Here is a 21,741-nt window from a genome sequence, read left to right as displayed (position 1 = left end):
CTTCTTGCGGGATCAGGGGGAGGCCACCAGCACGGCAACCGGGAATTCGGCGAACAGGGCCGACACCGGGACGGCCGACGTGGCGTCGACGGTAGCACCGGCCAGCACCGGACGATACTGTGCCTGCGGTAGTGTCAGAACCGTGTCACGCCAATCCAGCTGCGCCCGCAGCGGCGCGTCAGGCCGCAACGCCTGCGCGGCGGCGCTCAGCCGCGGCACCGCCACCACCAGCGAGGCGCCCTCGTGTTCGCGCACGAAGCCCAGCACGTGCCGCGCCTGTGCGCCCTGCGCCTGCAATGGCCGGTAGCTGCCGTGCGCGAATAGCGCCGGATGCGCGCGCCGCAACTGCAGCAACTGTGCGGTCAGCCAGGCCTTGACGTGCCCGCTGTGCCAATCCTGCAGCAGGGCGTCCGGCGCGGTGGCGTCGCGCAGCCAGGCCTGGCGCAGCGCGTAGTCCACCGGGCGGCGGTTGTCCGGATCCACCAGCGACAGGTCCCAGCCTTCGCTGCCCTGGTACAGGTCGGGCACGCCGGGCAGGGTCAGGCGCAGGGTGGTCTGGACCAGGCTGTTGAGCGCGCCGGCCGGGGCCAGCGCCGCGGCCGCCTGCGCCAGCGCCTCGCGCAGCGCGGCACCTGCCGGCTGCAGCAGCGCGGCGTCGAGCAGGGCGCGCGCATTGCGCTCGTAGTCCTCGTCCGGCCAGGTCCAGTGGGTGCGCAGCTTGGCTTCGCGCGCGGCCTTGAGCTGCCAGGCGCCGATGCGTTCGGCGTAGTCGTGCAGGCCGTCGGCGTCGTCCACCGCCAGTTCCAGTGGCCACGCCGCCACCAGCATCTGCCATAGCATCAGCAGGTCGCCGGGCAGCGGCGCGGCGCTGCCGGCCGGCAGCAGGTCGGCCGACAGCGCCTGGAAGCGCGCCACCTGCGCGTCCCACCACGGCGCCTGCGCGCTGAGTGCGGCCAGGCGCATGCGCACGTCTTCGCCGCGCTTGTGGTCGTGGGTGGCGGTGGCCAGCAGCGCGCGCGGATAGCGTTGCGCGCGCACCGCGTTGGCCGCGTGGAATTCCTCCGGCGTCAGCGCGAACACGTCCGGCTCGCTGCCCACCTCGTTGCGCGAGAGCAGCACGCCATGGCGGTAGAAGGAGGTGTCCTCCACCGACTTGGCGTTGAGCGGCGCCGACAGCTGCTCCAGGCGCCGGCGCACGATCCGCCGCAGCGCCACCTGCGCCTTGCCGGTACCGCGGCCGTCGCGGCTCCAGCGTTCGATCGCGTCGATCGCCGCGCACACCCGCGGTTCGGCGCCGGCGCGCGCGCGCTGCGCGGCCTGGGCCAGGCGCGCCGCGTCGTCGTCGTCCAGGCCGTCGGGTCCGGCGTAGGTGCGGTACACCTCGAACTGCCGCAGCAAGGCCATCAGCCCGCGCGCCAGCATCTGCGGGCTGAACTCGCGGGTCAGTGGATCCAGGTGCGCGGCGGCGCCCAGCGCCTGCACGGTGCGCACGAACTCGGCCTGCAGCGAGCCCTGCAGGATCTCGTCGCGCGCGGCGCGCTGTTCCTGGCCGAAGTCGCCGCTGCGGCCGCTCCAGCGCCGCCACAGGGCGGTCAGCGGCGCGGCGCCGGCCGGATCGTGCAGCACTGCGGCGACCTGGTCCATGAAGTCGTAGCCGGTGGTGCCGTCGCAGGGCCAGTCGCTGCGCAAGTGCTCGTGCGGGGCCAGGATCTTTTCCAGGTACAGCGCAATGCCGCCCGGGGCGATGCCGCGGCGGCGGCCGGCGCGGTCCAGTTGCGTGCGCAGCCGCTGCACGTAGCCGGTGGGATCGGCCAGGCCATCGACGTGGTCGACCCGCACGCCATCGAGATGGCCCTCGGCGACCAGCCGCAGCGGCAACTCGTGGACCGCGGCGAACACGTCGTTCTGCTCCACGCGCAGCGCCGCCAGCGAGGTGATGTCGAAGAAGCGGCGGTAGTTGAGCATGTCGTTGCCGACCCGCCACCAGGCCAGGCGATAGCACTGGCGTTCGATCAGCCGGTGCAGGGCGTCGTCGCCCAGCCGCGCGGCGTCGTTGAGCCGGGCCGCCCAGGCCGGGCGCGCGCTGGCCGGTTCCTGGGCGATGGCACCGTCCAGGCGGATCGGGAAGCGCTGGTCGTGGTGCAGCAGGACGACGCTGCCATCCTCGGCCACCTGCAACTGCAGCGCGCCTTCGCTCAGCGCCTGCGCATAGGGGCGGTCCAGCACCGGCAGCCACAGCTTGCCCTCGCGCCCGGGCGCACGCCAATCGATGTCGAACCAGCCGGCATGGCGGCTGCGCCGGCCATGGGTGAGTACGTCCCACCACCACGGATTGCTCGGGTGGGTGGCCATGTGGTTGGGCACGATGTCCAGGATCAGGCCCATGCCGTGGCTGCGCGCGCGCTCGGACAGATGCAGCAGCGCCGGCTCGCCGCCGAGCTCGGGATTGACCTGGCGCGGGTCGGTGACGTCGTAGCCGTGGGTGGAACCGGGCACCGCGGTACCGATCGGCGACAGGTACAGGTGGCTGATGCCCAGCCCGGCGTAGTACGGCACCTGCGCGGCGGCGTCGAGCAGGGTGAAACCGGCATGCAGTTGCAGGCGGGCGGTGGCCCGCAGGGGAATCATGCGCATGCGTCGGCTCCTTGCGCGGCGGTGGCGGTGGTCTGGCGGGTCTGGGCGAAGGCGTCCAGGCGCGTGGCGAGGGTGGCGGCGGATGCGGCCGCATCCGCCGCGGGCAGGCGCCGGCGCCAGTTCGGATGGCCGTCGACGGTGCCGGGCAGGTTGGGTTGCTGGTCCAGGCCTAGCGCGTCCTCGGCCGGCAGCAGCGCCAGCGGCGACGGCGTGGTGGCGACGAAGCGCAGCGCGCCCAGTTCCGGGTCGGCGGCCTCGGCGGGCGGCAGCGCCGCGGCCACCGCCTGGTCCATGCGCGCGACGTCGTCGGTGCGTGCCTGGTGATCGGCACGTTGCTGTGTGGCGTCGCTCAGCTGCAGGCGCCGCCGCCAGTCGATGTCCTCGCCGCGGCGCCAGCCGCGCAGGGTCGGCAGGTCGTGGGTGGTGGTGGTGGCGAGGGCGTCGGGGCGCCACTGCGCCGGCGGCAGGAACGCGCCATCGCGGTCGCGGGTGAACAGCAGCACGTCGATGCCCATCACCCCGCGGCGCGACAGCTCGGCACGGATGCCGTCCGGCACCACGCCCAGGTCTTCGCCGATCACGATCGCGCGGTGCCGCCAGGACTCCAGCGCCAGCAGGCGCAGCAGGTCGTGCAGCGGATAGCGCAGGTACACGCCGGTGGACGAGGACGCGCCGCGCGGGATCACCCACAGCCGCAGCAGGCCGAGGATGTGGTCGATGCGCACGCCGCCGCGATCGCGCATCACCGCGCGCAGCAGTTCGATGAACGGCGCAAAGCCGCTCGCGCGCAGCGCGGTCGGTGCGTAGCCGCAGATACCCCAGGCCTGGCCGTCGCCGTTGAACGCGTCCGGCGGCGCGCCCAGTTCCAGCCCCTGCAGCACCGCCTGCGGCCAGGCCGCGGCCTCGGCGCCGTGCGGGTCGAAGCCCACCGCCAAGTCGGCGATCAGGCCGATGCCCATGCCGTCGGCACGCGCCTGGCGTTGCACGTCGGCCCAACTGCGCGCGGCCAGCCATTGCGCGAACCGGTGCAGACCTGGATCGGCATCGCCGAAATCCTGCGCGGCGAACGCGGCATGCGCATGCAGGGCGCTGCCGCCGTCGCGTTCGAACGCGGCCAGGTCGGCGCGCAGCGCCGCGTCGGCCTGGCCGAAATCGGCGTGCAGCTGCCGCAGCCACTGCCACTTCAGGGCGGCCGAGGCCGGCCAGTCGATCAGCGGCCGCGCCTGCGCCTCGGCGAAGGCCTGCGCAAGCCCGGCCGCGTCCAGTGCGCGCTGCGCGGCGTCGGCGCCGAGCACGCGCGCCGGCGCCGCCTGCAGCGGATCGAGGAAGCGGCGGTCGCTGGGCGAGTAGGGGCTGTAGTGCGCGCCGATCGGCCGCGCCGCATGCACCGGGCTCAGCGCGATGGCGTCGCCGCCGGCCGCGGCGATGCGCGTGGCCCAGGCAGCGGTGCCCTCGGCGTCGCCGATGCCGGCATCGTAGGCGCCCGGCGCCGAATACACCTGCAGCGACAGGCCCCAGCGCCGCGGCCGCGCCGCGCCCACCGCGTCGGCGACGCCGTAGCAGCGCGGCGGTGCCACGGCCAGGGTGGTGCTGCGGTCGCCGTGCTGCAAGGTCCAGTAGCCGGCGGCCTCGGGCGCGACGAGGCGGCCCTGCGCGTCGCAGTGGCCGTGCAACGCCTGCCCGTCTTCGCTGTCGAGCCGATACGCCGCACCGGGTGCGGCGCCGATCTCGACCGGCGCGCCGGCGTCGGCGGTCAGCAGCGGCGGCAGCGCCGCGTCGGCCTGCAGCCGGCGCAGGCTGTCGCGGCAGGCGGCGGGGGCGCGCGCGTCCAGGCCCAGCGCGCCGAGCACGTGACGCAGGGTGTCGTCGCCGACGGTGCGCGGGGTGTCGCTGGCGTCGATCCAGTCGACCAGCAGGCCGGCGGCGTCGGCCAGGGTATGCAGGGAAGTGTCGGTCATGGGCAGGGCGAACCGGGCTGCAAAGCGGAGGAAGTGGCGTCCGCCGCGCTCCCGCTCGCGCGCGCCGTCGGCGCGTGCGCGGCGGTGGGCAGCGAACGAGGCGGCCAGCGTGCCGGGTGCGCTGTCGCGATGGCGTCGCGACAGCGGGTGCTCATGCGGCGGTGCCGGGCCGGTAGCGCGCGACGAAGGCGTTGGGCGGCAACTGCGCGGCATCGTCGCCGGCGTTCTCCGCGTGCACGGTGCTGCCGGGCAGGTCCAGCGTCACCGGTGCGTCGCCGAAGTTGGCGGCCACGTGCCATTCGCCATCGCCCAGGCGCCAGCCCGCGGCGACCGCACGCGGGCCGAGCACCCGCGCGCCCAGCGCACTGGCCTGGGTCAGCGCCGGCACCAGGTGCTGGCGGCGCAGCGCCAGCAGCGCCGCGAACCAGTCGCGCCAGCGCGCGCCCTCGCCGTGGGTGGCATCGCTGATGTCGGCGATCGAGGCCTGGAAGGTGCTGGGCGCGTTGGGATCGGGAATGGTGGCGCGCTGCTCCGGGTCGGCGAAGGCGGCGAAGTGCGCGAACTCGCGGCGCCGGCCCTCGCGTACCGCCTCGTCCAGCGGCGGCGCGAAATCGGTGAAGAACTGGAACGGGGCGCGGCTGCCCCACGGCTCGCCCATGAAGAACAGCGGGATCATCGGGGTCAGCGCGGTCAACGCCAGCGCCGCGCGCAGCGCCGGCTCGGTCACCTGGGTGATCAGCCGGTCGCCGCGGGCGCGGTTGCCGATCTGGTCGTGGTTCTGCGCGAAGATCACGAACTTGTGCGGCGGCAGGTGGCCGCTGGGCTCGCCGCGCGCGTGCCCGCGGTGGTCGGCCTGGCCCTGGAAGGCGAAGCCTTCGCCGAGCACCCGCGCCAGGTGCTGCGCCGGCGCATCGGCGAAGCCGGCGTAGTAGCCCTCGTGTTCGCCGGTCAGCAGCACGTGCAGGCTGTTGTGGAAGTCGTCGTCCCACTGCGCGCTGTAGCCGCGCTCCAGCACGCCGGCCTGGTTGGCCTCGTTCTCCAGCACCAGGTGCACGTGGCGCCCGTCGGCGACGCTGGCCATGATCGCCTCGCGCAAGGTGTCGAGGAAGGCGTTGGGCACGATCGCGTGCACCGCATCCAGGCGCAGGCCGTCGAAACGGTACTCGTGCAGCCACATCAGCGCGTTGTCGATGAAATAGCGCTGCACCGGCGGCAGGCGGAAATCGATCGCCGCGCCCCACGGCGTCGGCGCGTCCTCGCGGAAGAAGGTCGAGGCGTACTGGCCCAGGTAGTTGCCGTCCGGGCCGAAGTGGTTGTAGACCACGTCCAGGAACACGCTCAGGCCCAGGCCGTGGGCCTCGTCGATCAGCGCCTTGAGTTCGTCGGGATGGCCATAGGCCGAGGCCGGCGCGTACGGCAGCACGCCGTCGTAGCCCCAGTTGTGGCGGCCGGGGAATTCGGCCAGCGGCATCAGCTCGATCGCGGTGACGCCGAGCGCGGCCAGCGTCGGCAACTGCGCGCGCAGCCCGGCATAGCCGCCGCAGGTGCCCACGTGCAGTTCGTAGAACACGGTCTCGGCCCAGGGCCGACCACGCCAGTCGCCGTGGCGCCAGGCATGGCCGTCGGTGGCCAGCACCGCGCTGGGGCCATGGACGCCGTCGGGTTGCCAGCGCGAGGCCGGGTCCGGCACCGGGGTGCCGCCGTCGATGGCGTAGCGGTAGCGGGTGCCGGGCGCGCACGCCAGGGTGGCGGCGAAGTAGCCGTCGCCGATCGCCTCCAGCGGCTGCCGCCGATCGTCGCCGAACACCAGCTCCACGCGCTCGGCATCCGGCGCCCACAGCGCGAAGGCGACCTCGCCGTTGGCGCCGGGCCAGGCGCCGGGGCGCAGCGCCGCGCGCGGTGCGGCGGGGGAATCGGTCGATACAGCAGTCGTGGCCATGGTCAAGGGTCCGGTTGCAGCCAAAGGGTGGACAGCGGCGGCAGGGTCAGCGCCAGCGATTGCGCATGCCCGTGCATCGGTTGCGGCAGGGTCGACAGCACGCCGCCGTTGCCCTGGTTGGAACCGCCGTAATAGCCGCTGTCGCTGTTGAGAAGCTCGCGCCAGCGTCCGCCACGCGGCACCCCCACGCGGTAATCGTGGAGTACGTTCGGCGTGAAATTGCTCACCGCCAGCAGCGGCGGCGCGGCGCCGTCGCGGTCGTGGCGGACGAAGGCGAACACGCTGTTGCGGGAGTCGTCGGCGATGCTCCATTCGAAGCCGTCGCTGCTGCGGTCGCTGCGGTACAGCGCCGGCAACGCGCGCAACTGCCGGTTGAGATCGGCGACCAGCCGCGCCACGCCGCGGTGCTCGGGCTGTTGCGCCTGGGCCCAGTCCAGCGGCCGGTCGTGGTCCCAGTCCTGCCACTGCCCGAACTCGCAGCCCATGAACAGCAACTTGCGCCCGGGATGCGCCCACATGAAGGCCAGGTAGGCGCGCAGGTTGGCGAAGCGCTGCCAGGCGTCGCCGGGCATGCGCGCCAGCAGCGAGCCCTTGCCGCGCGCCACCTCGTCGTGCGACAGCGGCAGCACGAAGTGCTCGGAGAACGCGTACACCAGGCCGAAGGTCATCTCGCTGTGGTGATGCTGCCGGTAAAGCGGATCGCGCTGCAGGTAGCGCAGCGTGTCGTGCGCCCAGCCCATGTTCCACTTGTGGCTGAAGCCCAGCCCGCCCTGCTGCGTGGGCGCGGTGGCGCCCGGCCAGGCGGTGGATTCCTCGGCGATGGTGCGCACGCCGGGGAAGCGCTGCGCGATCTCGTCGTTGAGGCGGCGCAGGAAGGCGATCGCCTCCAGGTTCTCGCGGCCGCCCTGGGCGTTGGGGATCCACTCGCCGGCGTTGCGGCCGTAGTCGCGGTACAGCATCGCCGCCACCGCATCCACGCGCAGGCCGTCGACATGGAAGCGCTCGATCCACTCCAGCGCGCTGCCGATCAGGTAGGCCACCACTTCGGGACGACCGTAGTTGTAGACCAGCGTATTCCACTCGCGGTGCACGCCTTCGCGCGGGTCGGCGTGTTCGTACAGGGCGCTGCCGTCGAAGTGGTGCAGGCCATGCGGGTCGTCGGGGAAGTGCGCGCCGACCCAGTCCAGCAGCACGCCGATGCCGGCCTGGTGGCAGGCGTCGACGAAGCGTGCGAAGCCGTCGGCGTCGCCGTGGCGCGCGGTCGGCGCATACAGCCCCAGCGGCTGGTAGCCCCAGGAGCCGCCGAAGGGATACTCGGCGATCGGCAGCAATTCGATGTGGGTGAAGCCGAGCCCGCGCACGTAGGGGATCAGCTCGGCAGCCAGCGCATCCCAGTGCAGCGGCTGGCCATGGCGGTCGTGGCGCCAGGAGCCGGCGTGCAGTTCGTAGATGCTCAGCGGCTGCGCGCTGCCGGCCTGCGCCTCGCGCTGCGCCAGCCAGGCCGCATCGCCCCAGGTATGGCTATCTGCGTATGGCACCACCGAGGCGGTGGACGGCGCCAGGGCGCTGCAGCGCGCCACCGGATCGGCCTTGCGCGGCAGCACGCTGCCGTCGGCGGCCTGCAGTTCGTAGTGGTAGTGCTCGCCGCCGTGCAACCCGGGCACGAACAGTTCCCAGACCCCGGCCTCCGGATGCAGGCGCAGCGGATGCCGGCGCGCGTCCCAGCCGTTGAAGTCGCCGACCAGCGCCACCCGCCTGGCCTGCGGCGCCCACACGGCGAAGCGCACGCCCTCGACCTCGCCGACGCGGGCGTGGTGCGCGCCCAGCGCGGTGCGCAGCGCGGCGCCGTCGCCGGCGGCCAGATCCTGCAGCCAGGCCGGATCGAGCAGCGGCCCGAACGCATAGGGGTCGTCGCACTCCTGCACTGCGTCCGGCCACACGATGCGCAGCCGGTAGCGCATGGGCTGCTTCAGCTCGCCCTCGAACACACCCGCCGCCTGCGCGTGCGTGCGCATGCGTGCGACCAGCTTGCCCTGCGCATCGAGCAGGCCCAGCGCCTCGGCGCCCGGCGCCAGCACGCGGACCCGGACCGTGCCGTCGGCCCGTGGATGCGGGCCGAGCCAGGCGAACGCATCGACCGCCTCGCCGCGGGCCAGCGCCTGCAGCGCAAGGCCGTCGCCGTCGTCCTCCGTGTCCGCCGCCGAGTCCCGGCCGGCGGCCGGGTCCACGACGTGTTCCCGATCGCTCATGCGGCAGCCGTGGCGCCCGCCGCGGCCGGCAGCGTGGCGCCGGCCATCGCCGGCGCATGGCCGCTCGTCGCGAGCGGGCCGGCGGTGCGCTCGTACAGCGCCATGTACTTGCGTCCGGCCAGTTCCCAGCCGCTGGGCCGCAGCATCGCCGCGCGGCGCATCGCCTGCAGCAGGCCGGGCAGGCGGAAGGTGCGGAACACCCGCTGCAAACAGCGGCGCAGGCCGTCGGCCGAGGCTTCCTCAAACAGGAAGCCGGTGACGCCGTCGTCCACCGTGTCGATCAGGCCGCCGGTGGCGTGGGCGATCGGCAGGCTGCCGAAGCGCTGCGCGTACATCTGGCTCAGCCCGCAGGGCTCGAAGCGAGAAGGCATCAGCAGGAAGTCCGAGCCGGCGAACATGCGCCGCGCCAGCCGCTCCTCGAAGCCGATGTGCGCGCCGACATGGCCGGGGTAGCGCCGCGCCAGCGCCGCCACCGCCTGCTCGATCTGCGGCTCGCCGCCGCCGATGATCACGATCTGGCCGCCGGCCGCGACGATCTGCGGCGCCACCTCGCAGATCAGGTCCAGGCCCTTCTGGTGCACCAGCCGCGAGACCACCGCGAACAGCGGGCCGTCGCTGTCGAGCAGGCCGAACGCCTGGCGCACCTGCGCCGCGTTCTCGCGCTTGCCCTGGATCTGGCCGATCCCGAAGTGGGCCGGCAGGTGCGCGTCGGTGCGCGGGTCCCAGCTGGCGTCGATGCCGTTGACGATGCCGCTCAGGCGGCCGCTGGCGGCGCGCCGCGCCAGCAGCGCGTCCAGCCCGCAGCCCTGGGCCGGGCCGGTGATCTGCGCGGCGTAGCTGACGCTGACCGTATTGACGTGGTCGGCGTGGACGATGCCCGCGCGCAGGAACGACATCTGCCCGTAGAACTCCAGGTCCTGCAGGCCCTCGGCGGGGATGCCCAGGGCGCCGGCCATCGCGTACGGGAACAGGCCCTGGTAGGCCAGGTTGTGGATGGTCAGCAGGCACGGCGTGCGCCCGCCGGACCAGCGCACGTAGGCGGCGGCCAGCGCGCACGGCCAGTCGTTGAGGTGCAGCAGTTCCGGGGTCCAGTCCAGCCCGGCCTGGCCGCCGGCGATCTGCGCGGCGGCATGGGACAGGGTGGCGAAGCGCAGTGCGTTGTCTTCCCAGTCGCGGCCTTCGCTGCTCACGTAAGGCGAGCCCTGCCGCTCGAACAACTGCGGGCACAGCAGCACGTACACACACAGGCCGTCCGGGCGCTCGGCCCGGCCCAGCGCGCAATCCGGCAACCCGGCGTGCGCGGCGATGTGGCCGACGATCTCCAGCGGCCCGGTCTTGCGCAGCACCGCCGGGTAGCCCGGGATCAGCACGCGAATGTCGCAGCTGCCGCGCAGCGCGCGCGGCAAGGCCGCGGCCACGTCCCCCAGGCCGCCGGCCTTGATGAAGTCGGCCATTTCGGAGGTCACGAACAGGCTGGTCCGGCGCGGCGCCGGGTTCAGCTTGACGGTCACCTCGGCATTGCGGACGAAGCGGCCGCGCGCGTCGCGGTAGCGGCGGCGCGGCGCATGCAGCACCGGATGGGTATCGCGTTGTCTATCGGTCAGGTCGGCGGGAGTGGGGGGCGACATGGCGGTTCCGTCTGGGGAGGGGGAGGACGGGGCACACGGAAAGCGACTGCAGCCGCGCGTCCTGGCGGGCGCGCGACGTGAAGCAAGGAAAGAGGCACAGCGGCGTCGAAACGGGACAGCGATGTTGCAATGCGATAATGCAGGAGCAAAGTACGAATGGCGCGATAAAAGAGGCGTGAAGCGCGCGCTTGTCTACAGCGAAATTGCGAGAGCAGCGCATAGTGGATTCGCCGAACGCCAGGCGCCGCAGGCCTGCATCGCGGCCTGGGCGCCAATGAACCGTTTAGCTTTCATTGCCGCATGCGTGCCGCGCTTCGGTGCGGCCGCGGCGGACACCTCCGTTGTGCGAGCTTCATGCGGTCTATGGTGCAGTGTGCTCATGACAGTCCTGAAACCGCAGATGCGTCGCGAATTGGACGGCTTCGTCCTCGACGGGCTGCTGCGCGCGTGCCCGGATGGCGTGCTCGAGCCGCAGATCCGGATCACCGGCGACGATGGCGTAGTGCGCGGTCGGCACGCCTTCGACGGGGTGTACTTCCGTGATGCGCACGCCGGCGCCTACTTCGTCGCCGAGCGCCTGGCGGCGATCCGTTCGGCACGGTACGGAAAGCTGGTCTTCGCCTGACCCGCGCCTCGGGCAGGCCGCGTGCGAGCGCCGCGGCAACGCATCCCGGCGCGTGCGCCGCTCAGCGTCCGGTCTGCAGACGGTCCAACGCCGCCAACAGGTCGGTGCGGCGGTATGGCTTGGGCAGGAAACCGGTGTGTGCCGGCAGCATCCAGGGTTCCGGCGCATGCATGCCGGACGTGAGCAGGGCGGGGATGACGATGCCGCGGCGGCGCAGTTGACGCACCATGCTCAGGCCGTCGCAGCGGGGCATCTGCACGTCGCTGAAGATCAACTCCACGTCCGGGTGCCGCTCCAGCACCTCCAGCGCTTCCTGTGCGGTCGCCGCCGACAGCACCCGGTATCCGTCGGCGGCCAGCATGGCGGCGGCCAACTCCCGTATCGTCTGGTCGTCCTCCACCAAAAGAATGGCGGTGGAGACGGATGTCGCGCGCATAATGCCGTTATCGCCCCGTGAGTGATCGTTGCCAGATTCACGATTCGGCAGTGAAGCGCTGGTGACGTTGTGTGAATCCCGATATTCTCGACCTTACTTACTGCGAGATGCAGCTTGACCACGCACGCCCACTATCGGCAGATCGTCGAGCTCTCACACGACTGCATCAAGGAAGTCGGCCGCGACGGCATCGTGCGCTCGATCAATCCCCACGGCCTTGCCCTGCTTGGCGTCTCCGATCCTGCCGATGTGGTCGGCCACCCCTGGGCCGAGTTGTGGCCCGAGGACATGCGTTCGCTCACCCGCGATGCCTTCGCCGCGGCGCTGGACAATGAGCAACGCGAATTCTGGGCGCAGCGCCCGTCGCTGGACGGGCGGCAGCGCTGGTGGCACGTGATGGTCAGCCCGCTGGCCAATGCCGCGGCCCGGGTCGAAAGCGTGCTGGTGATCAGCCGCGACGTCACCCAGCAGCACCAGGTCGAACAGGCCCTGCGCGCGCTCGGCCATCTCTCCCCGGTCGAGGGCGAGGGAGAGGGCGACGCCATCGAGGATGCCGATGCCGTCGCGCTGGGGCGTCGCTGGCAGGCCGAGCATTCGCAACTGCGCGGGCAACTGGACATCGCCCTGGCCGCGCAGCGCGTGGCCGAGCGCGCGATGACCCAGGCGCAGAAGGGTGAGGCGATCGGGCAGATGCTCGCCGGCGTGGTCCATGACTTCAACAACATGCTGCATACCGCCATGACCTCGGTGAGCATGGTCGCCGACCATCCGCAGCGCCTGCAGCCGGACCAGCGGCGGCTGCTCGGCATCGCCAACGAGGCCCTGCAGCACGGCGCGGGGATGACCCGGCGCCTGCTCGGCTTCGCCCGCGCGCATCCGGTCAAGCCGGCCTGGCTGGACCTGAACGCGTTGGTGGCGCAGATGCAGCCGCTGCTGGCGCAGGCGCTGGGCGGCGAGATGCGCCTGCAGCTGCTGCCCTGCGCCGAGGTGGCGACGACCTATGCCGACCGCAGCGCGGTCGAGCAGGCGGTGATGAACCTGGCGTTGAATGCGCGCGACGCCAGCCGCCCTGGCGATGCGGTGACGATCCGCTGCAGTGCCCTGGAGGTGCCGCCCTCGCGCGCGGCGGCGATGCGCCAGCCCGGCCGCTACGTGACCCTGGCGGTCAGCGACCAGGGCGAGGGCATGTCCGACGAGGTGAAATCGCGCCTGTTCGAGGCGTACTTCACCACCAAGCCCGAGGGCAAGGGCACCGGGCTGGGCCTGGCCCAGGTCTATGGCCTGGTGCGCCAGGCGGGCGGCTTCGTCGACGTCGAATCGGAACTGGGGTGCGGCACCACCATCACCCTGGCGTTTCCGTTCGTGCCGCGGCCGCTCGGCGACGAGGGCGATGACCTGGTGCTGGCGGCGGAGTAGCCCCGCTCATCGGCCCGCGCGCGCCGGCAGCCGCTCGCTGATGTGCACCGCGAACGCCTCGCGCAGCAGCCGCAGCGCCCGTTGCTGGCGCCCGGCGTCCAGCGCCGCGCAGCACGACGGCGGCACCTGCACCTGGAAGTCGCGCATGCGCGCGTCGATCGCGGTGGCCAGCACGCAGGCGTCGGTGGCGATGCCGGTGACCAGCAGGTGGGTGGTCTGCAGCCGCGCCAGCAGCAGCGCCAGGGCCGAGCCGAGGAAGGCGGAGTGCTTGGGCTTGAGCACGTAGTAGTCCTGCGGGCGCGGCGCCAGGCAGGCGGCGATGCGCGCGCCGCGCTGTTTCGGGTCGGCGCACAGCGTCCACAGGCCTTCGAAATCGGTGCGCCAGTCGGCGAAGTTGTCGTTGGCGAACAGCACCGGCCAGCCACGGCGATGGAAGCGCGCACGCACCTGGGCGATGCGCTCGGCCACCGGCAGCGCGGCGGCCGCCAGGCGCGCGCCGCCGGGGAAATCGAAACGGCTGATCATGTCCACGATCAGCAACGCCGGTTGGCCGGGCTGCGTCGGTGCCGGCGCGGCCGTCGATGGCCGCTGCTGGTCGTCAGGGGTGTCAGTGCGTCGCCGGGCCGGGTGCCGCATGCGCCGATCCTCCATTGCCGGACAGGGCTTCATGGTCGGCGCGCGCGGTGAAACCAGGGTGAGCGCGAGTGAAGGCGTGGCTGAACGGACGGGCGCGCAGCGCCGCCACGGCGCCGATGGCCGCCTTCGCGAAAGCTTACTATTTAAGGTTTACATTGACGGGCGTCTTTGCCCGTCGACAGGAGAGCACGTGGTAGCAACTGGCGTACATGACAAGGCGCGCGTGACCGCAGCGGCATTCGCCGCGCCGGCCGCCCGCGGCACTTCCCGATGGCGCTGCGGCGCCGGATGCGATCGGCGGATCGCATGAGCGCGGTCGCCCCCACACCGGCCGTGCCCGTCGATCCGCCCTTGGATGCCGGCCAGGCGGTCCTGCCGCCCGAAGCGCCGCTGGCCATGCCGCTGCAGTCGCTGCAGGAAGGCAAGCTGCGCAACAAGCGCCTGCCCAGCACCCCGGTCGGGATCGGCTGGCGGCGCTTCTACGTGTTCGGCACCACCGCGGCGATGACCGCCTACGCCAGCTGGCTGATCTGCAAGGTGCTGCTGATCGGCGGCGTGAGCGTGCTCGAAGCCTGCCTGATGGTGCTGTTCATTCCGTTGTTCGCCTGGATCGCGCTGTCCTTCGTCAGCGCCCTGGCCGGCTTCTTCACCCTGGTGTTCGGCAAGGGCCGCAAGCTCGGCATCGACCCCGACGCGCCGCTGCCGGTCGTGCGCAACCGCACTGCGCTGCTGATGCCCACCTACAACGAGGATCCGCACCGGCTGATGGCCGGCCTGCAGGCGATCTACGAGTCGGTGGAGGCCACCGGCCAGATCGAGCGCTTCGATTTCTTCATCCTCAGCGACACCACGCGCCCGGCGGTCGGCGCGGAAGAAGAAAAGGTGTACGCCGAGTTGGTGGAGCGCGTCGGCGGCCACGGCCGGCTGTTCTACCGGCGCCGCGCCAGCAACGCCGGTCGCAAGGCCGGCAACATCGCCGACTGGGTGCGCCGCTTCGGTGGCGCCTACCCGCAGATGCTGATCCTGGACGCCGACAGCCTGATGACCGGCGACAGCATCGTGCGCCTGGCCGCCGGCATGGAGGCCAACCCCGACGTGGGCCTGATCCAGACCCTGCCGGAAGTGGTCAACGGCAACACCTTGTTCGCGCGCATGCAGCAGTTCGGCGGCCGCGTCTACGGCCCGGTGATCGCCTTCGGCGTGGCCTGGTGGCACGGTTCGGAAAGCAACTACTGGGGCCACAACGCGATGATCCGCACCGAGGCCTTCGCCGCGCAGGCCGGCCTGCCGTCGCTGCCCGGGCGCAAGCCGTTCTGCGGCCACGTGCTCAGCCACGACTTCGTCGAGGCGGCGCTGATGCGCCGCGGTGGCTGGGCCATGCACATGGTGCCGTACCTGCAGGGCAGCTACGAGGAAGGCCCGCCGACGCTGACCGACCTGCTGGTGCGCGACCGCCGCTGGTGCCAGGGCAACCTGCAGCACTCCAAGGTGGTGCGCGCACGCGGCCTGCACTGGGTCAGCCGCATGCACATGCTGATCGGCATCGGCCATTACTTCACCGCGCCGATGTGGGGCATGCTGATGCTGATCGGCATCGCCATTCCGCTGCAGAACGGCGGGTTCGACCTGGTCGCTTCGGTGATCTCGCCGTTCTCGCCGGCGCGCTACTGGCACCAGCAGGATTCCACGCGGGTGGCCTGGGTGTTCGCGGTGACCATGTTCGTGCTGCTGGCGCCCAAGGTGATGGGCTACTTCGCGATGCTGCTCAAGCCCGGCGAACGCCGCGGCTGCGGCGGCGGGGTGCGCGCCTTCGCGAGCATGCTGCTGGAAACGCTGCTGGCCGCGCTGATGGCGCCGGTGGTGATGTACGTGCAGTCGCGCGGCGTCGCCGAAGTGCTGGCCGGCAAGGACTCGGGCTGGGATGCGCAGCAGCGCGACGACGGCCGTATTTCGTGGTCGGCGCTGTTGCGCAGCTACGGCGGACTCAGCGCGTTCGGCCTGCTGATGGGCGGCATGGCCTATGCCGTGTCGCCGTCGCTGGCGGCGTGGATGGCGCCGGTGGTGATCGGCATGGCGCTGGCGGTGCCGGTGGTGGCGATCAGTTCCTCGCGGGCCGCCGGCCTGTGGCTGCGCAAGTTGCGCATCCTCGCCATTCCCGAGGAATCGCAGCCGCCGGCGGTGCTGCTGCGCGCCGCGGAACTGCGCCGCGAGGCCGCTGCGCGCCGTGCCGAGGCCGAGGCGCAGGCCCAGGGCTGACGCGGGCATACTAGCCGGCCTCCTCCATCGGGAACCGACATGCTGGAAACAGTGGAACACGAGACCGGCGCTGCGCCGGCCTGGACCGTCCTGTGGCTGCATGGCCTGGGCGCCGACGGCAACGATTTCGCGCCGCTGGTGCCGGAACTGCTGCGGCCGCACTGGCCCGCCATGCGTTTCGTGTTCCCGCACGCGCCGGTGCGGGCGGTGACGATCAACAACGGCGTGCGCATGCGCGCCTGGTACGACATCGTCAGCATGGATTTCTCCAATCGCGCCGACAGCGCCGGCGTCGCCGAATCGGTGGCCCAGGTCGAGGAACTGATCGCGCGCGAGGACGCGCGCGGCGTGCCGGCCGAGCGCCTGCTGCTGGCCGGCTTTTCCCAGGGCGGCGCGATCACCCTGGCCACCGGCCTGCGCCGCGAACGGCCGCTGGCCGGCCTGATCGGCCTGTCCACCTATCTGCCCGAACTGGAGAGCGTCGCCCGCTGGCACGCGCCGGCCGCCCTGCGGCAACCGCTGTTCATGGCCCATGGCCAGGGCGACCCGGTGATCCCGCAGACGTACGCCGAGCGCACCGCGCAGACCCTGCAGGCGCTGGGCATGCCGGTGCAGTGGCGGCGCTACCCGATGGCGCACCAGGTCTGCGCCGAGGAAATCGCCGACCTGGGCGACTGGATGGATGCCTGCCTCGCCGGCACCTGAGTCTGGTGGCCGCCCGGCGGCCTGGTGCGGTACCCGTGGCGGGCGCCCGGAACCGGGGCTAGTATCGGCCGCAGCGCACGCCAGCCGAGCGAGGGAGACCTGGGTGAAGGTGCTGATCGCCGACGACGAACCCCTGGCGCGCGAACGCCTGCGCACGCTGCTGGCCGCGCATGCCGGCGTGGAAGTGGTGGCCGAAGCCGACAACGGCATGGACGCGCTGCACGCCTGCGCCGCCGCGCAGCCGGACCTGGTGCTGCTGGACATCGCCATGCCCGGCCTCGACGGGCTGGAGGCCGCGCGCCACCTGGCCACGTTCGAGCCGCGCCCGGCGGTGGTGTTCTGCACCGCCTACGACGCGCACGCGCTGTCCGCCTTCGAGGCGGCGGCGATCGACTACCTGATGAAACCGGTGCGCGCCGAGCGCCTGGCCGCGGCCCTGCAGCGCGCCCGCACCTTCATGGCCGGCCGCGTCAACGGCGATGCCGCCGCGCCGGCGCCGCAGCGGCGCACCCACCTGTGCGCGCGCCTGCGCGGCAGCCTGCGGCTGATCCCGGTCGACGACATCCACTACCTGCAGGCCGAGGAAAAGTACGTGGTCGTGCACCACGCCCGCGGCGAGGACCTGATCGAGGAATCGCTGCGCGCGCTGGAGGAAGAGTTTGCCGAGCGCTTCGTGCGCATCCACCGCAACTGCCTGGTCGCGCGCCACGAACTGGTGGAGCTGCGCCGGCTCGGCGAGGGCCAGGTGCACGCGGTGCTGCGCCATGGCAAGCAGCCGCTGGAGGTCAGCCGGCGCTGCGTGGCGCAACTGCGCAAGGAGATCCACCAGCGCTGACGCCGGCCGGATCGCGCGGCGGCAGCGGCAGGCAGCGGCAGGCAGCGGCTTTCCGCGATAATGCGCGCATGAAGATCCTGCGCATCGCTACCCGCAAGAGTCCGCTCGCCCTGTGGCAGAGCGAGCATGTCGCCGCCTGCCTGCGCCGCGCGCACCCGCACCTGGACGTGGTGCTGGTGCCGATGAGCACCCGCGGCGACGAAGTCCTGGACCGCTCGCTGGCGGCGATCGGCGGCAAGGGCCTGTTCCTGAAGGAACTGGAGCTGGCGATGCTGCGCGGCGAGGCCGATTGCGCGGTGCATTCGCTCAAGGACGTGCCGATGGAGCTGGACCGGCCGTTCGTGCTGCCGGCGATCCTGCCGCGCGCCGATCCGGCCGATGCGCTGATCTCCAACCTCTACGCCTCGCTGGACGCGCTGCCGCTCGGCGCGCGCGTCGGCACCTCCTCGCTGCGGCGGCAGGCGCAACTGCGCGCGCGGCGCCCGGACCTGGAACTGCTGGACCTGCGCGGCAACGTCAACACGCGCCTGGCCAAGCTCGACAACGGCGGCTACGACGGCATCGTGCTGGCCTGCGCCGGCCTGCAGCGGCTGGGCCTGGAGGCGCGCATCACCCAGCGCCTGCAGGCGCCGGACTGGCTGCCGGCCCCGGCGCAGGGCGCGATCGCGGTGGAATGCCGCGAGGACGCCAGCGCGGCGCTGGCGCTGTTCGCCGCGCTCGACGACGCGCCGACCCGCCGCTGCGTGGAGGCGGAGCGGGCGATGAACCGCGCCCTGCACGGCAGCTGCCACGTGCCGGTGGCCGCCTTCGCGCAATGGCGCGGCGACGACCTGCTGCTGCAGGGCCTGGTCGGCGGCGTCGCCGACGGGCGCCTGGTGCGCGCGGAGCTGCAGCGCAGCGCCCAGGACCCGGACGCCCTGGGCCAGGCCGTGGCCGAGGCCCTGCTGGGCGCCGGCGCGCGCGAATTGCTGGATGTCGATCTGCCGGTCTGAGGGCGTCCGCCACCCCGCTCCTACGCGCGCTGCAAGCCAGCGAGCACGGTCTGCAGGGTGTTGATTCCCCAGTGCTCGACATAGCGGCCGTCCTCGACCCGCACGATGTCGATCACGTCGATGCTGACCATCTTCCCGGTCGGCTCCACCCCGAACAGCGTCCCTGTGTGCCTGCCTGACACGGTCTTGCGGGTGGTCACCTTGTCGCCCTCGGCGACCTGGTCGTGAATCGTCACCGTCAATCCGGCCAATGCGGGCCGGAGAATGTCATGGAAGGTGCTCCACATGCTCTCGCTTCCTGCAGGAGCGCCGGGCGGGGCGGATCGATTGACGAACCCCGGCGCCATCAGCGCCTCGAATGCGGCGCGATCACCGCCTTCGATCACATCCTTGTTGAAGCGGCGTACCACCGTCTTTGGATCGGATACGGTCATCACAGCCTCCGTTTCGGCCACAGCCATACAGCGCTACTGGGCATCTTAAAGGGCGCGGGGGCAGCGCTGCGTCCCGATTGGACATCCTGCAAAAGACACGGCCGGGGAACTCCACCCTTCGGCCAGGGGTGCTCACAGTGGGCCTTCCTGCAGGGGAGGGCTGGCAGATCGCACAACGGGACCGTCACGCCTTCGGCATGGAGCCGTGTCTTGGGGGGATTGGCACTCGACCGGCACCGATGATGCCGTGCCCGACGCAAAGCGTCAGTGCGCGAAGCGGTGTTGTGCGGTAACGGCGGCGAAACCGCGCGGCGACCGGCACCGCCATGTCGCCGAACCCGGAATCCCTGCCTCTACCAATCCCCACTCCCGACTCCCCAATCCCCGCTCACTTGAACTTGTAGACCAGGTTCATGGTGGTCAAGGTATCGGTCTTCTTCTTGTCGTCGCTGACGTCGCTGTTGTAGCGCGCCTGCCAGCCGGCCTTCAGCGCCAGCCGCTCGTTCATGCTCACCGAGATGCCCAGGTCGTTCTGCGCGAAGGTGTTGTACGCGCCGGATTCGACCAGCAGGGTGTTGCCCAGTTCGGTGTTGCTGGTCAGGCCGTACTTGAAGTCGACCAGGCCGCGGCCGATCAGGCCGGTCTCGGTGCGGTCCTCGACCACGTCGTGGGCGCGGCGCACGCCGGGACCGATCTGCACGTCGATGCTGCGGCGGTCGCCGTCCATGATCCGGGTGCCGTAGCCGATGCCGATCGTGGCCAGGCGGTCGTAGGTGGCGAAGTCGTCGCGCTCGTAGCGCAGCGAGGCGGTGAGCTGGCGGTGTTCGCCGAGCTGCAGCGCGCTGCCGGCGCTGCCGGTGTAGCGGTTGGAGGTGGTCTGGCGCTTGCGCGTGGTGGTGCCGTCCGGATTGGTGTCGGTGTACTCGGCGCTGGCGTGCAGGGCGAGCAGGTCCAGGCTGTGGATCCAGTCGCCGTCCACGTACTGGCCCTTGAGCCGGCCATTGAGGCTTTCGTTGGTGCTGTTGCCGTGCGAGGAGGCGAAGCCGAGTTCGCCCGATCCGCTCCACGGCGAACTGGCCGGGTCCGTGGCTGCCGACGAGGTGGCGACGTCGGCGGCCCAGGCCGGGGACGTGCTCAGCAGCAACGAGGCGATGGCGGATACGAGGGTGGCGCGGCGGGACATGGCTTCTCTCCGGGGGTGAGGACGCAGCCTTCGGCTAACGAAATGGAAACGATTTCATCATACCGGATCCACATGACACCCTGGCCGGCCCCGGGCGCCGGCTTCATCGACGGTTCGGGCGCGCTGCCGGCCGCCGCGCCGGGCAGGCGTTTTCCGCCCGCGACTCAGACATAATCGAGGCCATGGACCGCTACGAACGCATCAACGCACTGCACCGCCTGCTCAAGTCCGCGCGCTACCCGGTGACGGTGGCGCGGCTGCAGGACGAACTGGGCTGCTCCCGCGCCACCGTCTACCGCGATCTGGCCTTCCTGCGCGATGCGCTGATGGCGCCGGTGGAGGGCGACGGCGAGGCCGGCTTCCGCTACGAATCCGGCGAGAGCGACCGTTTCGAGCTGCCGGGGCTGTGGCTGAGTTCGGAGGAACTGCATGCGCTGCTGGCCTCGCAGCAGCTGCTGGCGCGTACCGGCGGCGGGGTGCTGTCCTCGGTGCTGGCGCCGCTGCAGCAGCGCATCGAGAGCCTGCTCGCGGCCCAGGCCGGGGCGACCCATTGGCCGGTGGAACGGGTGCGGGTGATTCCGCATCGCGGCCGCAAGCTCGACGAAGCCAGTTTCCGGACCGTCGCCTCGGCGGTGCTGGAGCGCAAGCGCCTGTCCTTCGACTACCGCGCCCGCTCCACCGACGAATCGACCAAGCGCACGGTGTCGCCGCAGCGCATCACCCACTACCGCGACAACTGGTACCTGGACGCCTGGGACCATGGCCGCGACGCGGTGCGCAGCTTCGCCGTGGACCGCATCAACCATGCGCGCCTGCTCGACCAGCCGGCGCAGGACGTGGCCGACGCCGAGCTGGATTCGCAGCTGGCGGCCAGCTACGGCATCTTCTCCGGTGCGCCCAAGGGCTGGGCCACCATCGTGTTCAGCCCCAAGGCGGCGCGCTGGGTCGCCGACGAGCACTGGCATTCCAAGCAGCAGGGCCGGTTCCTGGCCGACGGCCGCTACGAACTGAAGGTGCCCTACAGCGTCTCGCGCGAACTGCTGATGGACGTGCTGCACTACGGTTCGGATGCCGAGATCGTGGAGCCGCGTTCGCTGCGCGAACAGGCCAAGGCGCTGCTGTCGCTGGCGCTGAGCAACTACAGCGACGATTGAGACGCTGATGCGCGCGGCGCGATTTCGGTAGGAGCGGCTTCAGCCGCGACCGTAGCATTCAGACGCTGCCGCTGCACCCTGGAGGTGGACGCCTAGGCCGCGTCCAGCGGCGCGCCGCCACCCAGGATCACGCCGATGTTGCGTTCGATCCAGTCCACCAGCGCGTGCACGTGCGCCGCGGCTTCCTCGCCGAGCGGGGTCAGGTCGTATTCCACGTGCGGCGGCACCACCGGGTAGGCGGTGCGCTGCACCAGGCCGTCCGCCTCCAGCGCCTGCAGGGTCTGCGACAGCATCTTTTCGCTGACCCCTTCCAGGCTGCGGCGCAGGTCGCCGAAGCGGTGGGTGCCCTTGCGCAGGGCGACCAGCACGAGCACGCCCCAACGGCTGGTGACATGGCTGAGTACGGCGCGGGACGGGCAGTTCTGCGCGAATACCTGGCCGCGCAACGGGGCGGCGTCCGCACAGCCGCGCGGCGCTTCGTCGAGAGGTTCGGAAAGGACGCTGGACACGCGATGCACCTGTTGTGGAGGAGGGCGCCCCCGATCATACGGGCCGCGCTGGGCACTTCGCTGAGCGGCGGGTGATCGTGGCGTCGCTCCCAGCCACGCCGGCGCGCGATGGCGTGGCGGCGGCGAGCGTTGGCAGGCGCGCGGCGCTGTGG

The 21,741-nt window shown here is 71.8% G+C and carries 17 protein-coding genes; 7 read left to right on the top strand and 10 right to left on the bottom strand.

The window, feature by feature from the left end:
• Positions 1-12: 12 nt before the first annotated feature.
• The 5 genes from treY to glgA form a co-directional block, all read right to left on the bottom strand.
• A complete protein-coding gene (gene treY, locus Q7W82_RS19895) occupies positions 13-2,628 on the bottom strand; it encodes a malto-oligosyltrehalose synthase (protein WP_242160121.1) in 2,616 nt (871 codons plus the stop codon).
• On the bottom strand, positions 2,625-4,592 hold the full coding sequence (gene malQ / locus Q7W82_RS19890) for a 4-alpha-glucanotransferase (RefSeq protein WP_242160086.1): 1,968 nt from the start codon (positions 4,590-4,592) through the stop codon (positions 2,625-2,627). The genes treY and malQ overlap by 4 nt, the downstream gene beginning before the upstream one ends.
• Positions 4,593-4,743: 151 nt before the next feature.
• Positions 4,744-6,531 (bottom strand): malto-oligosyltrehalose trehalohydrolase, encoded by a 1,788-nt coding sequence (gene treZ, locus Q7W82_RS19885; RefSeq protein WP_242160087.1) that lies wholly within the window; start codon positions 6,529-6,531, stop codon positions 4,744-4,746.
• 2 nt (positions 6,532-6,533) lie between these two features.
• Positions 6,534-8,759, bottom strand: a complete 2,226-nt coding sequence (locus tag Q7W82_RS19880; protein ID WP_311195504.1) for a 1,4-alpha-glucan branching enzyme — start codon at positions 8,757-8,759, stop codon at positions 6,534-6,536.
• 17 nt (positions 8,760-8,776) lie between these two features.
• On the bottom strand, positions 8,777-10,408 hold the full coding sequence (gene glgA, locus Q7W82_RS19875) for a glycogen synthase GlgA (RefSeq protein ID WP_242160089.1): 1,632 nt from the start codon (positions 10,406-10,408) through the stop codon (positions 8,777-8,779).
• A gap of 175 nt (positions 10,409-10,583) precedes the next feature.
• Here glgA and Q7W82_RS19870 point away from each other — a divergent pair, with 175 nt between their 5' ends.
• Positions 10,584-11,033, top strand: coding sequence for a hypothetical protein (locus Q7W82_RS19870; RefSeq protein ID WP_242160090.1), 450 nt, complete (start codon positions 10,584-10,586; stop codon positions 11,031-11,033).
• 61 nt (positions 11,034-11,094) lie between these two features.
• Here Q7W82_RS19870 and Q7W82_RS19865 read toward each other — a convergent pair whose 3' ends face one another.
• On the bottom strand, positions 11,095-11,469 hold the full coding sequence (locus Q7W82_RS19865) for a response regulator (protein WP_242160091.1): 375 nt from the start codon (positions 11,467-11,469) through the stop codon (positions 11,095-11,097).
• 114 nt (positions 11,470-11,583) lie between these two features.
• On the opposite strand from Q7W82_RS19865, the gene Q7W82_RS19860 reads away from it, so the two are divergent.
• A complete protein-coding gene (locus tag Q7W82_RS19860; RefSeq protein ID WP_242160092.1) occupies positions 11,584-12,885 on the top strand; it encodes an ATP-binding protein in 1,302 nt (433 codons plus the stop codon).
• A 6-nt stretch (positions 12,886-12,891) separates the two neighbouring features.
• Here the strand turns inward: Q7W82_RS19860 and Q7W82_RS19855 are convergent, their stop codons facing one another.
• Positions 12,892-13,410 (bottom strand): isochorismatase family cysteine hydrolase, encoded by a 519-nt coding sequence (locus Q7W82_RS19855; protein ID WP_242160093.1) that lies wholly within the window; start codon positions 13,408-13,410, stop codon positions 12,892-12,894.
• Positions 13,411-13,827: 417 nt separating this feature from the next.
• Between Q7W82_RS19855 and mdoH the strand changes: the two genes are divergently transcribed.
• The 4 genes from mdoH to hemC all read left to right on the top strand — a co-directional run bounded on the left by mdoH (position 13,828) and on the right by hemC (position 18,309).
• Positions 13,828-15,777: a glucans biosynthesis glucosyltransferase MdoH gene (mdoH, locus tag Q7W82_RS19850; RefSeq protein ID WP_242160094.1), complete on the top strand. Its 1,950-nt coding sequence runs from the start codon at positions 13,828-13,830 to the stop codon at positions 15,775-15,777.
• A gap of 39 nt (positions 15,778-15,816) precedes the next feature.
• Positions 15,817-16,482 (top strand): alpha/beta hydrolase, encoded by a 666-nt coding sequence (locus Q7W82_RS19845; RefSeq protein WP_160945480.1) that lies wholly within the window; start codon positions 15,817-15,819, stop codon positions 16,480-16,482.
• Between the two features lie 103 nt (positions 16,483-16,585).
• Entirely contained in the window at positions 16,586-17,317 is a 732-nt protein-coding gene (locus Q7W82_RS19840) for a LytTR family DNA-binding domain-containing protein (protein WP_242160095.1), read from the top strand.
• 68 nt (positions 17,318-17,385) lie between these two features.
• Positions 17,386-18,309, top strand: coding sequence for a hydroxymethylbilane synthase (hemC, locus tag Q7W82_RS19835; RefSeq protein ID WP_242160096.1), 924 nt, complete (start codon positions 17,386-17,388; stop codon positions 18,307-18,309).
• A gap of 20 nt (positions 18,310-18,329) precedes the next feature.
• Here hemC and Q7W82_RS19830 read toward each other — a convergent pair whose 3' ends face one another.
• Both Q7W82_RS19830 and Q7W82_RS19825 read right to left on the bottom strand, forming a co-directional pair.
• Entirely contained in the window at positions 18,330-18,743 is a 414-nt protein-coding gene (locus Q7W82_RS19830; protein ID WP_242160097.1) for an ester cyclase, read from the bottom strand.
• A 388-nt stretch (positions 18,744-19,131) separates the two neighbouring features.
• Positions 19,132-19,926: a DUF481 domain-containing protein gene (locus Q7W82_RS19825; RefSeq protein WP_242160098.1), complete on the bottom strand. Its 795-nt coding sequence runs from the start codon at positions 19,924-19,926 to the stop codon at positions 19,132-19,134.
• Positions 19,927-20,108: 182 nt separating this feature from the next.
• On the opposite strand from Q7W82_RS19825, the gene Q7W82_RS19820 reads away from it, so the two are divergent.
• The gene (locus Q7W82_RS19820) at positions 20,109-21,080 is read left to right on the top strand and encodes a YafY family protein (RefSeq protein WP_010341069.1); all 972 of its coding nucleotides are present in this window, start codon (positions 20,109-20,111) and stop codon (positions 21,078-21,080) included.
• A gap of 92 nt (positions 21,081-21,172) precedes the next feature.
• Here Q7W82_RS19820 and Q7W82_RS19815 read toward each other — a convergent pair whose 3' ends face one another.
• Entirely contained in the window at positions 21,173-21,589 is a 417-nt protein-coding gene (locus tag Q7W82_RS19815; protein ID WP_311195502.1) for a helix-turn-helix domain-containing protein, read from the bottom strand.
• Positions 21,590-21,741: the final 152 nt, after the last annotated feature.

The organism is Xanthomonas indica, assembly GCF_040529045.1.
GTDB classification, from domain to species: Bacteria; Pseudomonadota; Gammaproteobacteria; order Xanthomonadales; family Xanthomonadaceae; genus Xanthomonas_A; species Xanthomonas_A indica.
The sequence above is the reverse complement of the archived record's forward strand: the minus strand, read 5'-3'. Positions and strand labels throughout refer to the sequence as shown.

Coding starts and splice junctions, on each gene's coding strand:
- treY (WP_242160121.1), bottom strand. CDS start 2,628: ATGATTCCCCTGCGGGCCACCGCCCGCCTGCAACTGCATGCCGGTTTC.
- malQ (WP_242160086.1), bottom strand. CDS start 4,592: ATGACCGACACTTCCCTGCATACCCTGGCCGACGCCGCCGGCCTGCTG.
- treZ (WP_242160087.1), bottom strand. CDS start 6,531: ATGGCCACGACTGCTGTATCGACCGATTCCCCCGCCGCACCGCGCGCG.
- glgA (WP_242160089.1), bottom strand. CDS start 10,408: ATGTCGCCCCCCACTCCCGCCGACCTGACCGATAGACAACGCGATACC.
- Q7W82_RS19865 (WP_242160091.1), bottom strand. CDS start 11,469: ATGCGCGCGACATCCGTCTCCACCGCCATTCTTTTGGTGGAGGACGAC.
- Q7W82_RS19855 (WP_242160093.1), bottom strand. CDS start 13,410: ATGATCAGCCGTTTCGATTTCCCCGGCGGCGCGCGCCTGGCGGCCGCC.
- mdoH (WP_242160094.1), top strand. CDS start 13,828: ATGAGCGCGGTCGCCCCCACACCGGCCGTGCCCGTCGATCCGCCCTTG.
- Q7W82_RS19845 (WP_160945480.1), top strand. CDS start 15,817: ATGCTGGAAACAGTGGAACACGAGACCGGCGCTGCGCCGGCCTGGACC.
- hemC (WP_242160096.1), top strand. CDS start 17,386: ATGAAGATCCTGCGCATCGCTACCCGCAAGAGTCCGCTCGCCCTGTGG.
- Q7W82_RS19830 (WP_242160097.1), bottom strand. CDS start 18,743: ATGACCGTATCCGATCCAAAGACGGTGGTACGCCGCTTCAACAAGGAT.
- Q7W82_RS19825 (WP_242160098.1), bottom strand. CDS start 19,926: ATGTCCCGCCGCGCCACCCTCGTATCCGCCATCGCCTCGTTGCTGCTG.
- Q7W82_RS19820 (WP_010341069.1), top strand. CDS start 20,109: ATGGACCGCTACGAACGCATCAACGCACTGCACCGCCTGCTCAAGTCC.